Origin of the sequence: Shewanella algidipiscicola (assembly GCF_900380485.1) — a bacterium.
GTDB lineage: Bacteria > Pseudomonadota > Gammaproteobacteria > Enterobacterales > Shewanellaceae > Shewanella > Shewanella algidipiscicola.
Genome location: NZ_OXJV01000001.1, coordinates 1 through 18678 on the forward strand (window position 1 = coordinate 1; position 18678 = coordinate 18678).

Here is an 18678-nt window from a genome sequence, read left to right on the forward strand (position 1 = left end):
TTACCTGAGGTGGCTAAATCGTCGGTCTCAGGCGCATCGTTGACGGCATCAACGGTGATAGTGACAGTGGCAGGCGTCGCATCGGTCAAGCCATCATTATCGACCGAGTGATAGTCAAAGGTGGTCTCACCGTTCCAGTTCNCATCGGGCATAAAGGTGAGGTTGGCNGCATCGGCGATGGGCACTGTCATGCCAATACTCACGGCCCCGCCATTGAGCATCAAGGTGCCGTTGGCAGGCAGGCTGTCAATCACAAAGCTGACCACCTGACCATCAAGGTCACTACCGCTTAAGGCCGGCACCGCAATNAAGGTGTCCTCGTTACCTGAGGTGGCTAAGTTATCGGTCTCAGGCGCATCGTTGACGGCATCAANGGTGATAGTGACAGTGGCNGGCGTCGCATCGGTCAAGCCATCATTATCGACNGAGTGATAGTCAAAGGTGGTCTCACCGTTCCAGTTCGCATCGGGCATAAAGGTGAGGTTGGCCGCATCGGCAATGAGCACNGTCATACCAAGAGTGACCGCCACGCCATTGAGCATCAAGGTGCCNTTGGCAGGCAGGCTGTCAATCACAAAGCTCACCACCTGACCATCAAGGTCACTACCGCTTAAGGCCGGCACCGCAATTAAGGTGTCCTCGTTACCTGAGGTGGCTAAATCGTCGGTCTCAGGCGCATCGTTGACGGCATCAANGGTGATAGTGACAGTGGCNGGCGTCGCATCGGCCAAGCCATCATTATCGACTGAGTGATAGTCAAAGGTGGTNTCACCGTTCCAGTTCNCATCGGGCATNAAGGTGAGGTTGGCCGCATCGGCAATGAGCACNGTCATACCAAGAGTGACCGCCACGCCATTGAGCATCAAGGTGCCGTTGGCAGGCAGGCTGTCAATCACAAAGCTNACCACCTGACCATCAAGGTCACTACCGCTTAAGGCCGGCACCGCAATCAAGGTGTCCTCGTTACCTGAGGTGGCTAAGTTATCGGTCTCAGGCGCATCGTTGACGGCATCAACAGTGATAGTGACAGTGGCTGGCGTCGCATCGGTCAAGCCATCATTATCGATTGAGTGATAGTCAAAGGTGGTCTCACCGTTCCAGTTCGCATCGGGCATAAAGGTGAGGTTGGCCGCATCGGCAATGAGCACTGTCATGCCAATACTCACGGCCCCGCCATTGAGCATCAAGGTGCCATTGGCAGGCAGGCTGTCAATCACAAAGCTCACCACCTGACCATCAAGGTCACTACCGCTTAAGGCCGGCACCGTAATTAAGGTGTCCTCGTTACCTGAGGTGGCTAAGTTATCGGTCTCAGGCGCATCGTTGACGGCATCAATGGTGATAGTGACAGTGGCTGGCGTCGCATCGGCCAAGCCATCATTATCGCCTTTGTGATAATCAAAGGCGGTCTCACCGTTCCAGTTCTCATCGCGCATGAAGGTGAGGTTGGCCGCATCGGCGATGGGCACCGTCATGCCAATACTCACGGCCCCGCCATTGAGCATCAAGGTGCCGTTGGCAGGCAGGCTGTCAATCACAAAGCTNACCACCTGACCATCAAGGTCACTACCGCTTAAGGCCGGCACCGNAATNAAGGTGTCCTCGTTACCTGAGGTGGCTAAGTTATCGGTCTCAGGCGCATCGTTGACGGCATCAATGGTGATAGTGACGGTGGCAGGCGTCGCATCGGTCAAGCCATCATTATCGACCGAGTGATAGTCAAAGGTGGTCTCACCGTTCCAGTTCTCATCGGGCATAAAGGTGAGGTTGGCGGCATCGGCGATGGGCACTGTCATGCCAATACTCACGGCCCCGCCATTGAGCATCAAGGTGCCATTGGCAGGCAGGCTGTCAATCACAAAGCTCACCACCTGACCATCAAGGTCACTACCGCTTAAGGCCGGCACCGTAATTAAGGTGTCCTCGTTACCTGAGGTGGCTAAGTTATCGGTCTCAGGCGCATCGTTGACGGCATCAATGGTGATAGTGACAGTGGCCGGCGTGGTATCGGCCAAGCCATCATTATCGACCGAATAATAGTCAAAGGTGGTTTCACCGTTCCAGTTCTCATCGGGCATAAAGGTGAGGTTGGCGGCATCGGCGACGGGCACCGTCATGCCAATACTCACGGCCCCGCCATTGAGCATCAAGGTGCCGTTGGCAGGCAGGCTGTCAATCACAAAGCTCACCACCTGACCATCAAGGTCGCTACCGCTTAAGGCCGGCACCGTGATCAAGGTGTCCTCATCGCCAGCGGTTTGTAGCACATCGGTTTCAGGGGCGTCATTAGTACCTGTAATAGTGATAGTTAGTGGTGAGTTCGCGATATCACCATCCCCATCAGTCAGCTGATAAGTAAAGATATCGGTGAGTTGCTCACCTGTTGCTAATGACTGAATCGCCACTAATGAATTATCTAATTGGTAGGTGTAGCTACCGTCGGAAAATACGATTAGTACACCAAATGCCCCTTGGGTAGAGGTGGCTCCAGTTATCGCTATCGTCTCGCCTTGGCTGTTGGTGATCGCGGTGACTTCGGCCGAATCGGCGCCTAATGTATCATTTGAAAGTAGATTACCTAGGACTTGCCCGCCTTGATCTTCTGTGACGCTATTGATATCAGCAAGACTACTGGGTTGATCGTCGATAATGTTTATCGTAATGATGCCGTTGGCAACATTGCCTGCCCCGTCGACTAATTCAATATTAAAGAGTAATTGGGTCTGATCGCTGACGTTATGGTCGACACTAGAATTAAGGTTGTAGTCATAGTCAAATTGGCCCGTGGCGCTGTTAAAGCTTGTGATCGTCAGTACACCACTGGCGGTATTAATGACTAACGGGCCGACAAATTGGCCGTCATCAATAATAGTAATGCCGTTGATTTTTAGGGTATCAATTCCCGATTCAGCGTTAGCTTTAATATTGGATGCTAGTCTATTGAGTAGCGCCGACGGGTCGCTCCCTTCAGGCATATTAGCTTCAAAAATGGAGAAAGTTGCTGAAGAAACGGTAGGCGCAGCAAGTACGATATCTGGGATCGCTAAAGCTTCGTCTGTGGTTGCGGCAGCTAGAGTGAACCCGGCCGTATCCCATCCTGCGTTGGCGAGCGTTTCGTCCCCATTACGTGTGAGTGAGACAAAATTAGACCCCTCATTGCCTAGTGTCTCATCACCAGCAGCGGTTTCAGGTAATCCTTCGGTAGGATCTTCACCTGCGAGTATTTGTGCTTGAAGCGCAGCGATTTCTGGGTCGATAGCCACGGGCGTATCAGCAACTTGATTGGCATTATCTACTTCGCCATCGTTGTCGGTTGGCTGCTCTACAGGGGGCTGGGCTATTTGAGCTTGATTTTTTGAGGTACCATCGTCATAGATTAAGTCAAATGTCGCAGTGTCAGAAAAAATCAGCTGCTCACCCGCTTTGATGGTATCGCCAACGTTAATTACTCTGATATTTCCTTGCTCATCCTTTACGGTAAGTTGACCGACAAGATTAGTGACTACAGCGTCTTGTGTCGTGATTGATGTACCCATAATAATTTCTCGCTTTACTAGGCATAAAATGTTGAGCTAATACAGAGGTATTGCTCTAGTTATGCGTGTTTCTGAGCTAGCTTCTACTTACTTAAGTGTGGTGAGCTTTGAATTACTGTCAACTGATGGGAACGGGAGGCAATAGACGACCAAATTTGACGTTAGTCGCCAAAAAAAGTAATCAATTGTTTTAATGAGGATTACTTTAATTGTTAAACTTTTGTTCTAGTTCTTTAAGTAAAAAACCACCTTTAAAGGTGGTTTTTTAGTTTAAAAAAATATAATCAATCTTCAGTCACTGAAGGCATTACGATAACTTTGTAACGCGGCGTGTAGTTCACCAATATGTTCCTGAGCCGTCGCGAGAGCCAACCAGCGGCTTTTAGTTGGCGCTTGAAAACAGACTTTTCGCCACCATTTGAGCGATTCAGTAAACTCTTTGCTTTGATCGTAAAGGGTGGCAATACAGGCTTGATAATCTGGATTTTCAGCATATTTACTTTGCAGATCAAATAGCTGCTTCCTTGCATCGAGATCGGCAGGCGTCACAATGGCTGTCAATGCGGCAAAAATATCCTGATCAGCGTTGTGCTTCAATTGCTTAAATAACAATTTTAATGCCTCCTCTTTTCGCTCATAGCGGGCCAACCCAACGGCATATTGGGCGATAAAGAGAGGTTGCTTGCGCTCGGTGCGGCTCAGCCAGTGCCAAGCTTTTTCAAGCTCCTGCTCATTTTGCTCTGCTGCAGCTTGTAATAATGCCTTGTTGGTTTTGCTATTGAGTGTCTGAAACTCCTCAGCACTAAGTATGCCGCGCTTATTAATGATAGGAAGTAACAATTTGAGTGCTTGCCAATCTTGTTGAGCTTGATATAGCTCTAATGCCAAGCGGAGCAGCGGGGCTTTACTTTTACTGGTCGGATTGAGCTTATCTAAAACGGTTCTGGCTTGTTCAAGTTCGCCTTGCTGCATTAGATAACGTACTCGTGTCGTTTGCACGGCTTTACTGGCCTGAAGATCTTTTTCGGCCTCGAGTAAATAGTGATCGCGAGCCTCAATATTGTGTTGATGATGCGCCGCTCTGGCTGCTGCCAATAGGTTCAGTGCAGGGATTTCACCCTTGCTAGCACCTTTAGCCATGGCCTGCTCTGCAGCACTCCAATCCTCTTCGGCAAGGGCCAATGCGCCCTTAAGAGTATGTTTTCTAGCTGCTTTTTTGCGCCATTTTTCGGGTAAAAAACGACTGCTCAATATGATATTTAGGGTCCACACCACTGCCCATTCAATCAATACCAAGGTGGCATAAAACAAAATGGCCATAAACAGGGCAAAGAGCAGGCTGGTCTCAAGTTCATAGTCGCCAATGGCCATATACAGGTAGCCATTAATACCTGATAAATAAGGGCTGATGACTAACCCAATTAAGATGATAACAAGGTAGACAAGCGCCTTAATCATAATGGACTCTCCTGCTCGCTTATCAAGCTCCCTCGAGTCACAAGTTGTTGTAGCAGCGGGGTTGATGCAAACTGGCTAATGGTCGGTGCTTGAACCTCTAAAGTGACCAAGGCATCTAAAGCGGCTAAGGTTTGCTCGGTTTTGCTATCGGCTAAATCAAAATATTGAAAAATCCACTTTCTAGCCAAGCGGATAGATTGACGATAGTTGACCTGATCTTGACGTAATAACGCAAGCTGGGCTTGTAGTAATTTGTTGCGAATATTTTCGACTAAATACCACTGCTGATCGGGCGCTAATAAGGGAGCCTGATCTGTGGTGCGTTTACGTATCACCACAAACTCTTCGATGAGCGCCTGCCATGATTTTGCCAGATTGTCTTGCCAATCATCCAGTGACTCTGTCATTGCCGATGAGTCGTCTTTACTGCTTAATATTGATTGGGTGCGATTTAACTTTAATTTTGGTAGCTTGTCTATCATGCTGTCTAAGGTCAGCACTGTGCCGGCAATGTCGGTGGTTTTAATGGCGGCCACATTGCTCATATCTTGCGCTAATGCTTTGCGCAGCGGGGTGAGCGAGGGATCTTTCATGGTTTTAATGCGGTCATCAGCGGCTTCGAGTAAGCTCAACGCGGTTTGAGGATCTTTTTCGAGCCAGAGTTTACTCCCTGCCATTCTAACTAAATACTTGGCTTCTTCTGCCATCCAATGGTTAGGGTTTTGTTGAGCGAGTTTATTCACTTGCTCCTGCAGAAGCTGTTGCGAGTGAGTTATGCGGTCAAGCTTATTGGTCACCTCACGCTCTATCACTCGTTGTTGCTGCTCTAAATGAGTGAGGCGAGCGACAGGATCATTGAGGCGTTGCTGGATCTGAGCCGACAAATCGAGCGCCTTTTGCTTTTGAATAGTTAATTCTTGATATAGGTAGAAGCCGCCCGCTAAGGTGGCGAACAGTAGTAATAAGATAAATATCAGGTTAAATAAAAATCCCCAAGAAACCCCAGGCGACGCGTTAGGTTCACTCGTTGGTTCTGTCGATGGTGACGTTGGCGTCGTCTCAGCAAATGTCGCCTCTGTGCTGTCATCGGGTTCAGGTGTGGCGACGGTGTTGCTTTGTTGCGTTTTATTGTCCATTCAACAGATCCTTGAAGACGAAAGCCAGTATAGCAGGCGGCTAAAAGGTTTAAGCTGTTAAACCTAAAGCTATTAGTACTGCATCGCTGTTGGCTGCTCTAGCATTGGTAACGTGTGTAAACCCGGCATTTATGGCTTGCTCATAAACCCGAGAACTCGGCACTATAATATGACATGCGTGTAACCAAGCAAACAGTTCTTTGGGCACAAGTTGCATTAGATGGCTGAGAATTTGTCCGCTGGTAATGACAATAGTGTCGATATTTTGCTGTTGCCAATCGTAAGCAACCCTGTGGTTAAGCGGCGGACATTCACGTTGGTAAACCTGCCAATAACTGACAATAGCACCCCTTTGGGCTAATTGCTCTGCCAAGGCTTCGCGACCACCGACACCACGGACTATGGTAATGTTTTGGCCATCTAAGGCTTGCAGTGAGGGCAGTGTTAAAAGTCCCTCTGTCTGTTGGCAGTCTGTTGGCGCCTCAATGGCATTAACTCCTAAGGCCTGTAGTGACAGTAAGGTGGCTTGGCCGACGGCATAATAGTCGATGTTATCGGGGAAGTGATTATTGAGCGCACGAGCGGCATATGTCACCGCATTGGTGCTGATGAAGATGACGATATCGGCTTGATGAAAAGCGGCAATGTCAGCTTCATTGTAGATATCATCAGTTGCGATGACTTCGAGTAAGGGGGTAACGACAAAAGGCACCTGTCGTTGACTCAGTGCCTCTATCATTGACTGATTGCGCCCTTCAGGGCGCGTCAGCAGTACTTTCATGTTGATTACTTAGCGTAAACAGCATCTAAGATGGTTTTAGCACCTTTAGCAAGTAAGTCTTCTGCTAGTGCAATACCCAAGGCCTCGGCATCGTGTCTTGATCCGACCGTCGTCCCTTCGATAATTTGGCTACCATCAGGGTTACCTACTAAACCGCGAAGGGTGAGGGTGTCGCCCGATATTTCGGCAAAGGCGCCAATCGGCACCTGACAACCACCTTCTAAACGGGTGTTCATAGCGCGTTCGGCTATTACGCGATGGCGTGTTTCAGTGTGCTCAAGTGGCGCTAATAAGGCTTTAACGCGCTCATCATTAGTACGGCATTCGATGCCTACTGCACCTTGGCCATTGGCCGGTAGTGAATCTTCAGCCGAGATAAAGCTGGCAATGCGATCTTCCAGTTTGAGACGAATGAGTCCGGCTGCTGCAAGGATAATGGCATCGTAAGTACCAGCATCTAATTTGGCAAGACGAGTGCCGACGTTACCACGCAGATCGCGAATCTCAAGATCTGGGCGCGCAGCACGGATCTGGCATTGACGACGTAAGCTTGAGGTACCTACCACAGCGCCGTGTGGAAGTTCATCAATGGTTTTATAGGTATTTGATACAAAAGCATCACGGGGATCTTCGCGCTCACAGATCACTTCCAGTCCTAACCCTTCAGGAAAATCAACCGGAACGTCTTTCATTGAATGCACGGCAATGTCGGCTAAGCCTTCGAGCATAGCCACTTCAAGTTCTTTTACAAACAGCCCTTTACCGCCCACCTTTGCCAATGGTGTGTCTAGCATGACATCACCTTTGGTGCTCATTGGCTGTAACTCTACTACCAACGTTGGATGCGCTTTTTCTAATTCGGCTTTTACAAATTCAGCTTGCCACATTGCAAGTGGGCTTTTACGTGTCGCGATACGAATGACGTTTTCAGACATGCTCGATATTCCATCAGAGGCCATAATTGCGCTAATGCTAACATTGGTTTCAAACTTATGTAAGAATCGACTGCTGATTCTTTGAAGTGTGCCTCTCTCAGCTGAGTCAAGCTTATCTATTAAGTGTGATCAAGCTCACATATACTTGCTGTTTTTGTATTAACTGTTAGCATGCATAAGTGGAATTAATTTGTAACAGGGTCGCCAAACATTGAGTTACCAAGCGCATGATATCGAAACGGCTGAACGCTTAAACCGAGTTCGTTTTGCACGAGCTTTGGCGATACTCACTCCCTTGCAACGACACCTTTTCTATTTGATTCCTTTGTTTTTTCATAGTCACCGCAGTGACAGCCCCGGTTATAATGGTCTGGTGACGCCGTTTGGTATTGAGTACTACACACCCGATGAAAAAGTGTTAGAGGCATGTAGCATTTTTGCGATAACTCCACCAGATAACACGTCAGATGAGTCGAGGGCAATCTATGGGGTGTATTCCATGGGGAGCACAGCTACATTTGGTCAAAACCCTAAAAGTGATATCGATGTGTGGGTGGTATATGACCCTAATCTTTCTCATGAGCAGTGTTTATCCTTACAGCATAAAGCAACCCTATTGACCGCTTGGTTTGCCCAGTATGATTTTGAGGTCAATATCTATTTGGTGCACCCAAAGCAGTTTCTGCTCTCAGTGAGCCAAGATGATGCCATTGCATCGACAATCGGCTGTGAACACAGCGGAAGTTCGCAGCATTGGTTGTTACTCGAAGAATTTTACCGCAGCCATATCTGCTTGGCTGGTAAACCCATTGCTTGGTGGCCGCAATCATCGACCCCCAAGACACACCTTTTTTTAGGCGATGTAAGCAACTTACCCGCGAGTGAATATTTTGGAGCTTCGCTATGGCAGCTATATAAAGGCTTAGATAAGCCCCATAAGGCGCTGCTCAAGGTGATGTTGTTAGAAGCCTACGCCAGTGATTACCCCGAGAGCCAGTTAGTGAGCGCCCAAGTATGGCAGCGCACCTTGGCGGGGGATTTTTCGGCTTTTAATGACGCCTATTTTCTGTTGTATCAATCGATAGAGCATTATTTAGAGAGTAAAAATGATCAACGTCGTCTGGAAATTGTTAGACGTTGTTTTTACCTCAAGTGTGGTATTAGGTTGACCGTTGCCGATCATCCCAAAGATTGGCGTTATCATAAGTTGCAGCATTTAGTTGAGCGTTGGGGCTGGTCAACTAACCTGCTCAGAACTTTAGATGAGTGTGCTCACTGGCATTGTGGACAGCTGCAATGGTTTAACGAGCAACTAAATGAATTGATGCTGGGAAGTTACCAAACCTTATTGCACTTCGCCTCGGTGAACAAGCTGAGTGAAAGCCTCAAAATATCCGATCTTGGTTTATTAACGCGTAAGTTACACACCTATTTTAGTGAAGATGTCACCCAGATCACGCGGCTGAACTGGTTGTGGAGTGAGTCGATTGCAGAAACCGATTTAACCGTAGTCTATAGCCAACAAACGCAAGACTACCACTTGTATCGTTGCACGCCAGAGTCGCGAAACTTTATGGCGAATCGCGCCGTATACCACTCACCGAGCAAAGCGAAGCTATTGGCGTGGGCAAGTTTAAATGGTGCCTCAACTAGCACAACTCATTGGTATGAGTTTAATGGAAACCACCATCAAACCAAGCAGTTAACCAAAGCGGCTCGGCGCTTGCCAGCCATTTTGAAAGAGACAGGGTGGCGGGCCTCAAAACTCGATCTTTGCCAACCTTGGTACTTTCGTAAATTGATTTTTTTAATTAATTTCAATAGCGACCCCACCGTGAGTTGGCGCGGCCAGGAGATCATGGTCGATTACATGAATGCCAATATCTTTTCGTTGGGGCGACAGCACACTAATATGCTGCAATCATTAGATGTTATCTGCCAAAACAGTTGGGGCGAGTGGCATTGTCATCATTTTGATGGCAATGAAGCTATTTTAGAGGCGTTGGCTTATACCAATCCGGGGGTACAAAGGGCGCCTAATGAGGTTCAGGTAGATGTGGTGAGTTGCTCTAGCCGCCTAGCGTCACAATTTGAGAAGGCAATACGATTATTGCTGCAGCGTGCTAATCGGTTAAGTAAACAAGCACAAAGTTCATCGACCATGGTTTATCCACTAGAGGTTGGTGGGATCAAATATGGTTTATTTTTTAACTCCAAAGGGATGAACTATAAAGACCTGAGTCATGCCACCGCCTTTTATCAGCGCTTGTCTAAACAGCGGATGTTAGAGTTGCCTCGACCAGATTTAGGCAATGAGCCTTTTAGTAAAATCCCTCAAGTGATCCAGGAGTTTGCGGCGTTAGGCGCGATTCAGTATTTTTTACGCCAACATGAAGAGGGAATTGATGTGTATGTGCTCGATGAGCAAAATGAGCTCAATCATTACACTCAGCAAGGGACAAACATTGATGAACTGGCCAGTCAGGTGAGCCATCACCATGCGTTTAATAAATCGTACAATGACAACCAACGTTTTAATTTGCCACAGTTTTTTAGCTTGGTGCGCATCGATGGTGAATTGCGGGCATTACCGTTTGGTGTCAGTATCGATGAGTCCTCGACAGAATTTTAGCGGTGCAGGGACGCCGCACCGCCATCGTGTTCTAATGCTTACAGCTTAAGAGTTACATCACCTTGGCGACGAATAGACTCAACGACAAACGGCATAAACTCACCTGCGTCGCTGCGTTCATCAATCCACTTACCATCGACAAAAGAGAAGTGGTATCCGCCAAACTGGGTTGCCACCCAAATTTGATGCAGTGGCTCTTGTTTGTTGATCACTATCTTAGAGTGGTCCTGAAATTCCAGTTGTAATACGTTGCCAGATGCGTCGACATCGATATCGGCATCTTGTTCATCGATTGCATATTCTATGGCATCTTCTAGTGCGCTAAACATCTCGTCGGCGAGTTTGTGGTACTCGGAGTCAGTCATTGCCATGGGGCATCCTTCAATGAAATGATTTTCAGAGCCAATATAGTAGCAATGCAATCCATTGGGCTCCATCGATTTTTATGCTCAGGGCAGTTAGGCAATAAAAATACCCACAATAGCGGCCAAGAGACGGATATCTGCTTGACGTTTTATACCTATCTCTGCAAACATCTCAAGCAATGTATCTAACGCCTGTAGTTGGGCTTTTTTACCCGATAACGAGCTTGATTCAAAGGCAGATTTTCTGGTTGAAAACATGAGTGTTTTCACTTGTTGCGCCAGTTTATGCGTGAACTGGTAATTTGGGTCAATAAGTCCCCATGCCAATGGGTAAATTAAATAGCTGGCTTAGGCCGATTAGCCATGTAGTATAGGGCGATACAAGCGTGCTAAATCGCAAACTGCGGCGCTGTTACTGTGTCGTTTACCATCCCTCTAAATCCCGGAATGTCTGATGTTGAACAAGATGAAGTTGATGTCGTTACTGCTGTTAGGCAGTGTATTTATGGTGGCCTGTGGTCAAAAAGGCCCCCTATACAAGACCCCTGAGGCGCAAGATAACCAGACGGAGCAAACTACGCCCAAGTCTGAAGTGCCCGCGACAACATCTGCAGTAAAGGAGTAACCATGGATTATTTTCTGTATCAAGAGGGTACGCTTCATGCCGAGCAGTGCTCCGTCGTAGATTTAGCGCACACCTATGGCACGCCGCTTTATATCTATTCACGTGCGACCCTAGAGCGTCATTGGCATGCTTTTGATAGCGCCGTGGCTAATCATCCTCATCTTATTTGTTATGCCGTGAAGGCCAATTCTAATTTGGCGGTGCTTAATGTGTTGGCGCGACTTGGTAGCGGTTTCGATATTGTCTCCGGTGGTGAGCTTGCACGGGTGATTGAAGCCGGTGGCGATCCTAGCAAGGTGGTGTTTTCTGGTGTGGGTAAAACCGTTGCAGAAATGGAGATGGCATTAGGGTTAGGTATCTATTGCTTTAATGTGGAGTCGGCCGCCGAACTTGAGCTGCTTAACGAAGTGGCGCTGCGTTTAGGCAAGGTTGCCCCGGTCTCATTGCGGGTCAATCCAGATGTTGATGCGGGCACGCATCCTTATATTTCCACGGGTCTGAAAGAGAACAAGTTTGGTATTGCCATGGAAGAGGCCGAGCGCATCTTTATTCGGGCTCACCAATTACCTGGGCTTGAGGTCAAAGGTGCCGATTGTCATATCGGCTCGCAACTGACCGAGATCCAGCCTTTTCTCGATGCGATGGATAGAATGCTTGGGCTTATCGATCGCCTTGCCGAGCAAGGGGTGAAGATTGCTCACCTTGATGTGGGCGGTGGCCTTGGGGTGACTTATGATGATGAGCAGCCACCAGCGCCCAGTGATTATGCCGCGGCGTTACTCGATAAACTCGAGGGTCGCGATCTTAAATTGATTTTCGAACCGGGTCGGGCAATTGCCGCTAATGCCGGTATCTTTGTTACTCAAGTACTTTATTTAAAAGAAAATAGTGACAAAAATTTCGCGCTTGTCGATGGGGCGATGAATGACTTAATCCGTCCTTCATTGTACAGTGCGTGGCAAAAAATTATTCCCGTTGTGCCGCGTGCAGGTGTTGAGCGTAATTACGATGTCGTGGGCCCTGTGTGCGAAACTGGGGATTTCTTGGGTAAAGACAGAATGCTCAATCTGCAAGCCAAGGATCTACTGGCGGTGCGTTCATCGGGCGCCTATGGCTTTACCATGTCATCTAACTACAACTCTCGCCCCCGAGCGGCAGAGGTGATGGTCGACGGCGATAAACATTATGTGGTCAGAGCGCGAGAAACCGTGTCGCAATTGTGGCAAGGTGAGCAGTTACTGCCGTAAACTATGGTTAATGAGCTAGATAAGCTATTTAAAGGAATACACTTTTGATCCAATTCTCCAAGATGCATGGTTTAGGCAATGATTTTATGGTGGTCGATGGTGTCACCCAGAATGTCTATTTCTCGCCAGAGCAGATAAAGCGATTAGCGGATCGAAATTTTGGCGTGGGCTTTGATCAACTATTGTTGGTCGAGCCGCCTTACGATCCTGAATTAGACTTTCATTATCGCATCTTCAATGCCGACGGCAGTGAAGTTGAACAATGCGGTAACGGTGCACGTTGTTTTGCCCGTTTTGTGCGTAATAAAGGCCTCACCAATAAGCATAAAATTAAGGTGAGCACCGCATCGGGCAAAATCACCTTACGTTTAGAGCACGACGGTAATGTTACTGTGAATATGGGCGTGCCGATTTTAGATCCAAGTCAGATCCCCTTTAGTGCCAAAAAAGCGGAAAAGACCTACTTGCTGCAAACCCAGCGTGGCGATGAGATGCGCACCTTTTTATGTGGCGCTGTGTCTATGGGGAATCCCCATTGCGTGCTTGATGTTGACGATATCAGCAGTGCCGATGTTGCAGGTATAGGCGCGCTCCTAACCCATCATGAACGCTTCCCCAAGGGGGTGAATGTCGGCTTTATGCAGGTGGTCAATCGCGGCCATATTAAGCTACGAGTGTATGAGCGCGGTGCGGCCGAAACCTTAGCTTGTGGTAGTGGCGCTTGTGCGGCTGTGGTGGTAGGTCAGCTGCAAGGTAAGCTAGATAAGCGAGTGCGTGTTGATCTACCCGGTGGTACGCTCACTATCAACTGGGAAGGTGAGGGGGCTCCCCTGTGGATGACTGGCCCAGCAGAGCATGTGTATGACGGACAGATATAATTATGAATGATGTGATGAATAACAAAACACCGCTGCCTTTCGATGAGATCTTGATCCGCGAATACCTACTCGATAATCCGGATTTTTTTAGCCGCTACCCAGAGTTATTATTGGCAATGCGTATTCCTCACGCGCAACGCGGTGCCGTCTCTTTGGTGGAGCGCAGGCAAGAGATGTTGCGCACCCGAGTGGCTCAGCTAGAAGAGGAGATCACCTCTCTGCTGACGATGGCCTCGCGTAATGAGCAGATCTACATGTTTAATACTGCGCTCTCGCTTAAATTGTTACAGGCTGCCGATTTAGGTGAGCTTAGGCAGGTGCTCTGCGCCGAGTTACAGCAGCAATTTCAATTTACCCATGTGCGTTTAATTACCGTGCACGATATCGACAGTGAACTGTCGCATATTTGGAGTAACAGATTGAAGCAAGGCTACTATTTTGGGCGATTGACCCAAACAGAGTCTAAACGATTATTTGGTAGCGAAGTCGGTTCGGTAGCCTTGTCACGTTTATCGGAGCAATGTGGGCAGGTGATCTTTGCTATTGCCAGCGCCGATCCGGTACATTTCCATCCTGAGATGGATAACCTATTGTTAGATCAACTAAAGCAGTTACTCGACCACCTGTTGCCAAAGCTGTAATGTCATGAGCGGAACAGACTGGACGGCGCGGTTTGAAAGTTACCTCACTTCTGAGCGGCAGCTTTCTCCTCATACCGTGCGTAACTACCGTTTTGAGTTACAGCGGGTACAAACTTTGTTACCTCAGGAGCTTGGCTGGCATCAGGTGGATGGCGAGCATCTGCAAGGTGTGCTCAATAAGCTGCATCGCCAAGGGTTGGGGCCACGATCTATCGCCTTAGGTTTATCGGCCTTAAAACAGTTTTATCAGTATTTACAGCGAGAGTCGCTCATCAATCTCGATCCAACAGCCCTACTAAGTGCGCCTAAGCAAGGTAAGCCGCTGCCAAAAAATATGGACGTAGATTCGGTGACTCATCTGTTATCTATCGAGGGGGACGATCCCTTGTCGCTGCGAGATAAAGCGATGATGGAGCTGTTTTACTCCTCTGGCCTGCGACTCGCCGAACTGGCTGCACTCAACACCATAGATATTCAATACGGTGAGTATCAGGTCAAGGTGATGGGTAAGGGCAGTAAAGAACGTATTGTGCCTGTCGGCCGCATCGCGATGGCGGCGATTGAGCAATGGCTGACGATACGCGCGAGCTTGCCATGTATTGATGATGCCTTGTTTGTGACGGCCAAAGGTAATCGTTTGGCCCATCGCAGTATTCAAGCGCGGCTCAATAAATGGGGGCAAGCGCAAGGGTTGAGCATGCATGTTCACCCGCATAAATTACGTCACTCTTTTGCTACCCACATGTTGGAGTCGAGCGCCGACTTAAGGGCGGTACAAGAGCTCCTTGGTCACGCCAATTTATCGACTACCCAAGTGTATACCAGTCTTGATTTCCAACACCTTGCTAAGGTGTACGACGGGGCTCACCCTAGAGCCAAAAAACGAGGTGATAATGATTAGTGTTGCAATTCGGCCAACTGCCATCAATGCAATCAGCTTCGACTTAGACGATACTCTTTATGATAATCGTCCTGTTATGCGCAACGCCGAGCGTCAATTATGGGCCTTTTTAGCTCAGCAATACCCTAAGACACTGCAGTTTCAAGCCCAAGATTGGCAGCAGCTTAAACAACAGCTGTTATTCGAGTCACCTTTATTAGCCCATGACACCACGGCGGCCAGACTCGTCACCTTAGAGCAAGGTCTGCTCATGCTGGGTTACGATCGACAAGTCGCGGCTGTAGGGGCGAGAGAGGGCTTAGATTATTTCCGTTATCATCGCGCCGATTTCACTGTGGCACCCGAGGTGTTAGCAATTTTACAGCAATTAGCCGCGCGGTATCCTCTGGTAGGGATCACCAATGGCAATGTCGATGCCAAGCAAATTGGCCTTGGCGAGGTGTTTGAATTTGTGCTGCACCCGGGTAATGGCACTCGTATGAAACCTTATGCTGATATGTTTTATCAAGCGGCCACACGTTTAGCTTTACCCACTAAGTTGTTACTGCATGTGGGGGATAGCTATACAGCCGATGTGCAAGGCGCACGCCTTGCGGGTTGTCAGGCGGCATGGTTAAACCCGGCTGTTGGTCGCGATCCTCAAGTAGCAGGCTCTGGGCTGTTACCTCATTTGCACTTAACCGCCCTGAGCGATCTACTGCAACTGGCTTAGCTCTGGCATTCACTCGTTGTTTATGGGTGGAAGGTGATGGTTTCCACTATTCCATTGTCTTGTTGGTTGTTATGGTATTTAGGTAAAAAAGCACGCCTTATATCCATGGGGCGTGCTTGGTGTGTTCTGAGTTATTTGTCTCGATTCATGATCCAGTGGCTTAATAGACGCACGCCGTGGCCTGTGCCGCCCTCAGGCGTTATCCCTTCATCTTTGGCTGCCAAGGCACTGCCTGCGATATCGAGGTGAGCCCAACTGGTATCACCGCTGAACTGTTTTAGAAATACGGCCGCCGTCGATGCACCTGGGCCGCCATAACCGGCGTTTTTCAAATCGGCAATGGGGCTCTTTAAGAGATCTTCATAGGCCAATGGTAGTCGCCAGAGTTTTTCATCTACCGCATGACCAGAGAAGGTCAATTCATCGACTAAGGTATCATCATCGCTAAAAATGGCGGTATAACGTTTACCTAGAGCCCGTACTTTTGAGCCAGTTAAGGTGGCAATATCTACCATGACTTGTGGTTCATAATGGTGACGGGCGTACCACATGCCATCGGCGAGGACTAATCTTCCCTCAGCATCTGTGTTTAATACTTCCACGCTTAAGCCTTCGGCGGTCATTAATACATCGCCAGGGGCTAAAGCCGTTGCAGAGACCATATTGGCTGCCATGGCCATGACGCCCACCACATTGACGTCAGCCTGCTGCAATGCTAAGGCCTTAATGGTACCTAATACGGTCGCAGCTCCCGCCATATCAGACTTCATGCGTGAGATAGAGTCGCCGACGGCTTTAATGTTATAGCCACCAGAGTCAAAGGTGATCCCTTTGCCGACAAGGGCGATGGGAGCGTTATCATTGCCTTGCCAATGAGCCACAACTAAACGTGCTCCCTCATTGGAGCCACGACCCACCGCATGTAGGGCACCCATGCCAAGTTTTTCAATTTGCTCTGGCGTTAAGATAGTTATTTTTACGCCGAGTTTTTTGAGTTCTTTCGCTGCATTGGCAAAATCGACCGGCGTCATAGCGCTGGGGACTTCAGAGGTGAGATCTCGAGCTAAAAAAACACCTTTTTCAATGGCGGCAAGTTGTTGGTAGCGGGCCTGAGTGGCTTCGCTGTTACTGGCACTAATCTGGTAGTGCTTTTCTGCTGGCTTCTTCTCTGTTAGATATTTATCAAATTGATAGGCGCGTAAGTTAATCCCGTGAGCCAGCTCTGCAGCGAAGCTGGTATTGCTGTTGCGATCGCTAAGCCCAGAGGTGAGGACCGATATCGCTTGGCTTTGGTTTTGGCTAAAGTAGGCCGTAATATTGGCACCTAGCTTGTTTACCTCACCTGAGGTCATTTTATTGCTATCACCGATCCCCATAATGACTAGTCGTTGAGTATCAAGTCCTTGCGGCATTAACACTTCAACGATTTGCCCCATCTCTCCGTTGAACTGTTTGAGTTTGAGCGCGTTGGAAATCTGTTGTTGAGATAATTCATCTAGTCGGGTTAAATCACTGGAGACATGCTCACCTGCTTGAAATACCACCAAGGTATCTTGAGTGTCTGGTTGTTGTACAAAATTGAACGTTTCGGCTTGTGCAGTGGCGCCCCATAAACCAAGGGTTAGTGCGGTGGTGATCAGGTTTTTTTTAGTTAACATAATATCCTCTAGCGCCAATCGAGCCCAATAGGTTGTTGTATTTTTAGCTTGAGTTGGCGTGTGCTTAGCTTGAAAATTTTCTTATTATGGCCAGTAGCATGTAATGAAAAGGTGCCGCGGTAATTTAACATTAGGGATAACTTTCATCATGAGTTGCCACATGGCGGGTAAGTTTACAAAATAAACATGAGTCGAAACTTAAGTTACGCATCACTATCTCGTTAATGCACTGTTTTTTATTTGAGTTTTTAGTGCATAAAGTGTCCGTGCTTGTTGTTTGGTGTTACAGGGAGTGTGATTGCATTGTAAAGTGTGTTGGCTTGCCAATCGCAACTCTGGGGCATTAGCATATTTGCGGCGTAAATTACGCCAGTGGCAAAATAATTTGAATGTTGACGAACTATTGTTACACTTCGTCGGTCTTATTCATCACTATATTGAAACGAACCCGTTTTAGCTGCACTATCAAACACAACGAAAGGTGTATGTGCATTATTAACGCCAAGAGAGATTGCTATTTTTAAGTTAGCGACTAAGCAAACAGGTAATTTATGGGGCGTAATGGTCTTTACCATTTTAACCCTGTTCTGTTTGACCCAAAATAGTGGAATGCTTAACTTGCTGCTCAAAGAGATGAGTGTGCAAGCGAGTTCGGCTACAGCGATGACAAGTGTTAACCCTGTAGCAAGTCATACTCTTGGCAATATCGATGGCTCGTCATCGGCTGTAGCGTCTGGCAGCGCTCAGGTAAAACCTTGCGAGTTGTCGGAAAAATCGATGCGTGTAGGTATTGATACTAGTACTGCATTGCCATTATTTATCCTGCTGTTTTTAATACCTTTAATTCCCCTTACTTCTCGCGTGTTTACGCGTTTACCTCTACTTCAGGTTTACCATGCTAAACCTCGGCGAATACACCTGACGCTCTGTCGCTTTCAAGAATGAAAAAAACTTATTTATCATATTGATAAATTACAGTGTGTCGGTGTGTCAGTTGTCACTCCCTTTTGCGTTATTAAGCGAAAGGAAGTCACTACAACATCACCTAGTTAGCACTTTTCCCTATCTGACTTTTTGATACCGATCTTCTATCGCGTCGCTTAATGCTAAGTCATATCGGCGTGTAGCAAATAGCGCGCAGCGTAAGCCCGTGTATAGAAGTGACCTAATGTT

Annotated in this window: 16 protein-coding genes; 8 read left to right on the plus strand and 8 right to left on the minus strand. The window is 47.9% G+C overall.

The window, feature by feature from the left end; all coding sequences use genetic code 11:
• The 5 genes from DN599_RS00005 to hemC all read right to left on the minus strand — a co-directional run.
• A partial coding sequence (locus DN599_RS00005; protein ID WP_162599123.1) for a retention module-containing protein occupies positions 1-3536 on the minus strand: 3536 nt, incomplete at its 3' end.
• A gap of 291 nt (positions 3537-3827) precedes the next feature.
• Positions 3828-4994 (minus strand): heme biosynthesis HemY N-terminal domain-containing protein, encoded by a 1167-nt coding sequence (locus DN599_RS00010; protein ID WP_110455623.1) that lies wholly within the window; start codon positions 4992-4994, stop codon positions 3828-3830.
• Positions 4991-6130, minus strand: coding sequence for a uroporphyrinogen-III C-methyltransferase (locus tag DN599_RS00015; RefSeq protein ID WP_110455624.1), 1140 nt, complete (start codon positions 6128-6130; stop codon positions 4991-4993). The genes DN599_RS00010 and DN599_RS00015 overlap by 4 nt, the downstream gene beginning before the upstream one ends.
• Before the next feature lie 49 nt (positions 6131-6179).
• The gene (locus DN599_RS00020; RefSeq protein WP_110455625.1) at positions 6180-6911 is read right to left on the minus strand and encodes a uroporphyrinogen-III synthase; all 732 of its coding nucleotides are present in this window, start codon (positions 6909-6911) and stop codon (positions 6180-6182) included.
• A gap of 5 nt (positions 6912-6916) precedes the next feature.
• The gene (gene hemC, locus DN599_RS00025) at positions 6917-7846 is read right to left on the minus strand and encodes a hydroxymethylbilane synthase (protein WP_110455626.1); all 930 of its coding nucleotides are present in this window, start codon (positions 7844-7846) and stop codon (positions 6917-6919) included.
• 211 nt (positions 7847-8057) lie between these two features.
• Between hemC and DN599_RS00030 the strand changes: the two genes are divergently transcribed.
• Positions 8058-10478 carry a class I adenylate cyclase gene (locus tag DN599_RS00030; RefSeq protein ID WP_110455627.1) on the plus strand — a complete coding sequence of 807 codons (2421 nt, stop codon included), beginning with the start codon at positions 8058-8060 and terminating at the stop codon, positions 10476-10478.
• 38 nt (positions 10479-10516) lie between these two features.
• Here DN599_RS00030 and cyaY read toward each other — a convergent pair whose 3' ends face one another.
• Entirely contained in the window at positions 10517-10849 is a 333-nt protein-coding gene (cyaY, locus tag DN599_RS00035; protein WP_110455628.1) for an iron donor protein CyaY, read from the minus strand.
• Positions 10850-10936: 87 nt separating this feature from the next.
• Positions 10937-11101, minus strand: coding sequence for a hypothetical protein (locus DN599_RS00040; RefSeq protein WP_162599124.1), 165 nt, complete (start codon positions 11099-11101; stop codon positions 10937-10939).
• A 196-nt stretch (positions 11102-11297) separates the two neighbouring features.
• Between DN599_RS00040 and lptM the strand changes: the two genes are divergently transcribed.
• From lptM to DN599_RS00065, 6 genes are read left to right on the plus strand one after another with little or no spacing between them, the layout of a single operon-like run.
• Entirely contained in the window at positions 11298-11468 is a 171-nt protein-coding gene (gene lptM, locus DN599_RS18680; RefSeq protein ID WP_162924125.1) for an LPS translocon maturation chaperone LptM, read from the plus strand.
• A gap of 2 nt (positions 11469-11470) precedes the next feature.
• Positions 11471-12715 carry a diaminopimelate decarboxylase gene (gene lysA / locus DN599_RS00045; protein WP_110455630.1) on the plus strand — a complete coding sequence of 415 codons (1245 nt, stop codon included), beginning with the start codon at positions 11471-11473 and terminating at the stop codon, positions 12713-12715.
• Positions 12716-12759: 44 nt separating this feature from the next.
• On the plus strand, positions 12760-13593 hold the full coding sequence (gene dapF / locus DN599_RS00050; RefSeq protein ID WP_110455631.1) for a diaminopimelate epimerase: 834 nt from the start codon (positions 12760-12762) through the stop codon (positions 13591-13593).
• Positions 13594-13607: 14 nt separating this feature from the next.
• Positions 13608-14234, plus strand: coding sequence for a DUF484 family protein (locus DN599_RS00055; protein WP_110456731.1), 627 nt, complete (start codon positions 13608-13610; stop codon positions 14232-14234).
• 4 nt (positions 14235-14238) lie between these two features.
• A complete protein-coding gene (gene xerC, locus DN599_RS00060; protein WP_110455632.1) occupies positions 14239-15135 on the plus strand; it encodes a tyrosine recombinase XerC in 897 nt (298 codons plus the stop codon).
• A complete protein-coding gene (locus DN599_RS00065) occupies positions 15131-15847 on the plus strand; it encodes an HAD-IA family hydrolase (protein ID WP_162599156.1) in 717 nt (238 codons plus the stop codon). The genes xerC and DN599_RS00065 overlap by 5 nt, the downstream gene beginning before the upstream one ends.
• Positions 15848-15978: 131 nt before the next feature.
• On the opposite strand, the gene DN599_RS00070 is transcribed toward DN599_RS00065, so the two are convergent.
• Positions 15979-17505, minus strand: a complete 1527-nt coding sequence (locus DN599_RS00070; RefSeq protein ID WP_110455634.1) for a leucyl aminopeptidase — start codon at positions 17503-17505, stop codon at positions 15979-15981.
• Between the two features lie 561 nt (positions 17506-18066).
• Between DN599_RS00070 and DN599_RS00075 the strand changes: the two genes are divergently transcribed.
• On the plus strand, positions 18067-18450 hold the full coding sequence (locus DN599_RS00075) for a hypothetical protein (protein ID WP_110455635.1): 384 nt from the start codon (positions 18067-18069) through the stop codon (positions 18448-18450).
• The last annotated feature ends 228 nt before the right edge of the window (positions 18451-18678 follow it).